The 4472-nt window shown below is 63.6% G+C and carries 3 protein-coding genes; all 3 read right to left on the minus strand.

Annotation, left to right across the window (positions count from 1 at the left end; all coding sequences use genetic code 11):
* Positions 1 to 43: 43 nt before the first annotated feature.
* Positions 44 to 2899, minus strand: a complete 2856-nt coding sequence (gene gcvP / locus GOX66_RS25280) for an aminomethyl-transferring glycine dehydrogenase (protein ID WP_170766651.1) — start codon at positions 2897 to 2899, stop codon at positions 44 to 46.
* A 106-nt stretch (positions 2900 to 3005) separates the two neighbouring features.
* Complete coding sequence (gcvH, locus tag GOX66_RS25285; protein ID WP_170766648.1) at positions 3006 to 3371, minus strand: glycine cleavage system protein GcvH; 366 nt, start codon at positions 3369 to 3371, stop codon at positions 3006 to 3008.
* 18 nt (positions 3372 to 3389) lie between these two features.
* On the minus strand, positions 3390 to 4472 hold a 1083-nt coding region (gene gcvT, locus GOX66_RS25290; protein WP_170766650.1), incomplete at its 5' end, for a glycine cleavage system aminomethyltransferase GcvT.

Below are 4472 nucleotides of genomic sequence, written 5' to 3' on the forward strand. Positions count from 1 at the left end.
CCCCGCCGCTGGAGCGGCGGGGGGTTTTGTTTTTGAGTGGTGGTTATTCTGCGGCGTCTTCGTATTCTGACATTGGCGGGCATGTGCAGACGAGGTTTCGGTCTCCGAAGGCGTTGTCGACGCGGTTGACGGGGGACCAGTATTTGTCGACGCCCATCGAGCCCGGCGGGAAGCAGGCCTGTTCGCGGGTGTAGGGGCGGTCCCATTCGCCGACCAGATCGCGCACCGTGTGGGGGGCGTTTTTCAGCGGGTTGTTCTCCGCGTCGATCTTGCCGTCGATGATGTCCTGCGCCTCGGACCGGATCGACAGCATGGCGTCGCAGAAGCGGTCCAGCTCGTCCTTGGGTTCTGATTCCGTGGGTTCGACCATCAGCGTGCCGGCCACCGGCCAGGACATGGTCGGCGCGTGGAAGCCTGAATCGACCAGGCGCTTGGCCACGTCGTCCACACTCACGTTGCCCTCATCCGCCAGCGGGCGGGTATCCAGGATGCATTCATGCGCCACACGCCCGGTCTCGGAGGTGTAGAGGACCGGATAGGCATCCTTGAGCCGCGCCGCGATGTAGTTGGCGTTCAGGATCGCGACTTTCGTGGCCTGGGTCAGACCCGCGCCGCCCATCAGCAGCAGATAGGCCCAGCTGACCGGCAGGATCGAGGGCGACCCGAAAGGCGCCGCCGAAACCGGGCCGATGGCCTGGTTCAGCTCGGGGTGGCCGGGCAGATAGGGTTCCAGATGCGCCTTGACGCCGATCGGACCCATGCCGGGGCCGCCGCCGCCATGCGGGATGCAGAAGGTCTTGTGCAGGTTCAGGTGGCTGACATCGCCGCCGATCTTGCCCGGCTGGGCCAGACCGACCATGGCGTTCATGTTCGCCCCGTCGATATAGACCTGACCGCCGTGATCATGGGTGATCTGGCAGACCTCCTGCACGGTTTCCTCGAACACGCCATGGGTCGAGGGATAGGTGATCATGCAGGCGGCAAGATTGTCCGAATGCTCCTCGGCCTTGGCGCGGAAATCAGCGACGTCGATATTGCCGTTGTCATCCGATTTCACCGGCACAACCTTGTAGCCCACCATGTTGGCGGTGGCCGGGTTGGTGCCATGCGCCGAGGTCGGGATCAGGCAGATGTTGCGATGTCCTTCGCCGCGCGACGCGTGATAGTTGCGGATGGTCATCAGACCGGCATATTCCCCCTGCGCGCCCGAATTGGGCTGCATCGAGATCGCGTCATAGCCGGTGATCTGGCACAGCTTGTCGTTCAGATCGTCGATCATCTCGTGATAGCCGCGCGCCTGATCGTCCGGCACGAACGGGTGCAGGTTGCCGAACTCGGGCCAGGTGACCGGGATCATCTCGATCGTTGCGTTCAGCTTCATGGTGCAGGACCCCAGCGGGATCATCGCCCGGTCCAGCGCCAGATCGCGGTCGGCCAGACGGCGCATATAGCGGGTGATCTCGGCCTCGGCCCGGTTCTTGTGGAAGATCTCGTGGGTCAGATAGGCGCTTTCGCGCAGCGCGTAATCCGGCAGGCGATACACCTTGTTCGAGCTGTCATCCTTGCGGTCGATGCCGAAGGCGCCCCAGACCGCCTCGATGGTTTCCGGGCGGGTCTGTTCGTCCAGGCTGATGCCCACTTTCGTCTCGCCCACCTTGCGCAGGTTGACGCCGCGGGCCACGGCCGCTTCCATCACCACGTTCTGCAGGTGGCCGACCTCGACCGTGATGGTGTCGAAGAACACTTCCGGTTCCACGGCAAAGCCCGCCTCTTCCAGACCGGCCGCCATGCGCGAGGTCTTGCGGTGCACCGACTGCGCGATCGCCTTGATGCCATCAGGGCCGTGATAGACCGCATACATCGAGGCAATCACCGCCAGCAGCGCCTGCGCGGTGCAGACGTTCGAATTGGCCTTCTCGCGGCGGATATGCTGCTCGCGCGCCTGCAGCGCCAGGCGGTAGGCCTTGTTGCCACGGCTGTCGACCGACACGCCGATGATCCGGCCCGGCATCGACCGCTTGAGCTTGTCGCTGGTCGCCATGTAGGCCGCGTGCGGGCCGCCAAAGCCCATCGGTACGCCAAAGCGCTGGGTCGATCCCACCGCAATATCGGCACCCATTTCGCCGGGGGATTTCAGCAGCGCCAGCGACAGGATGTCGGCGGCCACGATGGCAATCGCCTTGTGTTCGTGCAGCGCGGCGATTTCCTTGGTGAAGTCGCGCACATGGCCATAGGTGCCGGGATACTGGAAGATGGCGCCAAACACCGCGCCCGCGTCCAGCGTATCCGGATCACCCACCTGCACCTCGATCCCCATCGGTTCCGCACGGGTCCTGATCACCGCGATGGTCTGCGGGTGGCAGTTCCTGTCGACAAAGAAGGCCGCGTTGTTGGCCTTGGAGCGGCCGCCGCGCTTGGCCATCGCCATCGCTTCGGCCGCCGCCGTGGCTTCGTCCAGCAGCGAGGCGTTGGCCACGTCCAGACCGGTCAGGTCGCTGACCATGGTCTGGTAGTTCAACAGCGCCTCCAGACGGCCCTGGCTGATCTCGGCCTGATAGGGCGAGTAGGATGTGTACCAGGCCGGGTTTTCCAGGATGTTGCGCAGGATCGGCGCCGGGGTGGTGGTGCCGTAATAGCCCTGACCGATCAGCGAGGTCAGAACCTGGTTCTTGCCCGCGACCTCTTTCATATGGAACAGCGCGTCCCGCTCGGTCATCGCCGGACCCCAGTCCAGCGGCTCTTCCCGCCGGATCGCGGGGGGAACGGTGGCGTCGATCAGCTCGTCCAGCGTCTTGAAGCCGATCACCTTGAGCATGTCGCGCATCTCGGTGGGCGACGGGCCGATGTGGCGGCGATTGGCGAAGTCATAGGCTTCGTAGTCGGTCAGTTTGAAGGCCATTGCAGCGCTCCTGTCGAAAAGGTCAGGTCCGGCGGAGACCGCGAGAGGCCTCCGACCGATATGTTCCAGATGAAAGGACGGGCCCGCGCGAGGACCCGTCAAAGGGTCAGCCGATCAGGGCCTTGTAGCCGTCCAGATCCATCAGATCGTCCAGCTGTGACGCATCGCCGATCTTGATCTTGTAGATCCAGGCCTCGCCTTCGGGGTCTTCGTTCAGCGAACCGGGATTGTCGGCCAGCGTCTCGTTCACCTCGACGATCTCGCCATCGACCGGTGCATAGAGTTCCGAGGCCGCCTTGACGGATTCGATCACCCCGATCTCACCGCCCTTTTCGAACTCTTCGCCCGTTTCCTGCTGCTCGACGAACACCACTTCGCCCAGCTGATCGGCGGCATGTTTGGTGATGCCCAGCGTGGCGGTGTCGCCCTCGACGGTCAGCCATTCATGCTCTTCGGAATAGTAGGTTGCCATGTCTTCTCTCTCCTGACTTCAACGCTTGTAATTCTGTTTGACGAAGGGCAGCGCCACGATCTCGGCCGGTTGCGCCTTGCCCCGGATGATCAGGTTCACCTTCTCGCCCGGCTCGCCATGGCCCTTGGACACATAGCCCATTGCAACCGGGCCACCGACCGTCGGGCCGAAACTGCCCGAGGTGATCTGACCGATGCTGTTGCCCTCGGCACACTGGACTTCCACGCCCTGACGCGCCGGTGCGCGGCCCTCGGGCTTGATGCCCACCAGCTTGCGCGCCGGACCTTCGGCCAACTCCTTCTGCACGCGCTCCGCCCCCGGAAAGCCGCCTTCTTCCTTGCGGCGCTTCTGAATCGCCCAGCCAAGGCTGGCCTCGATCGGCGAGGTGCTCTGGTCAATGTCATTGCCATACAGACACAGCCCCGCCTCCAGCCGCAGGCTGTCGCGCGCGCCCAGACCCGCAGGCTCGCAATCCTCATGCGCCAGAAACGCCCGTGTGATCTCGACGGCCTTGTCCTCGGGGATCGAGATCTCGTACCCGTCCTCGCCGGTATAGCCCAGCCGCGAGATGCGGCAGTCGACACCCATGATCGGGGCCACGGTGGTTTCCATGAAGGTCAGCTCCCGCGCGGCGGGGCACAGCGCGCCCACCACATCCTCGGCCGCAGGACCCTGCACCGCCACCAGGGCACGGTCGAAGATCTCGGTCACTTCAACCCCGTCCAGATTGGCTTGCATATGCGGAATGTCCTGATGCCGCAGCGCCGCGTTCACCACCACAAAATAATGATCGCCCGCATTCGACACGATCAGGTCATCCATGATCCCGCCGTCCGCGTTGGTAAAGAACCCGTACCGCGCCTTGCCGTCCTTCAGCGTCGCATAGGCCTGCGGGCAGATCGCCTCAAGCTTCTCGCCCACGTTCTCGCCCCGCAGGATCACCTGACCCATATGAGACACATCAAACACCGCCGCCTTCTCACGACACTGCTTATGCTCTCCCATGATCCCCAACGGATACTGAACAGGCATCTCCCATCCAGCAAAATCAACCATCTTACCACCCAACTCAACATGCAAGTCGTACAACGGCGTGCGTTT

It is taken from the genome of Ruegeria lacuscaerulensis, assembly GCF_013031245.1.
In the GTDB taxonomy this organism is placed as follows: Bacteria; Pseudomonadota; Alphaproteobacteria; order Rhodobacterales; family Rhodobacteraceae; genus Ruegeria; species Ruegeria lacuscaerulensis_C.

Coding starts and splice junctions, on each gene's coding strand:
- gcvP (WP_170766651.1), bottom strand. CDS start 2,899: ATGGCCTTCAAACTGACCGACTACGAAGCCTATGACTTCGCCAATCGC.
- gcvH (WP_170766648.1), bottom strand. CDS start 3,371: ATGGCAACCTACTATTCCGAAGAGCATGAATGGCTGACCGTCGAGGGC.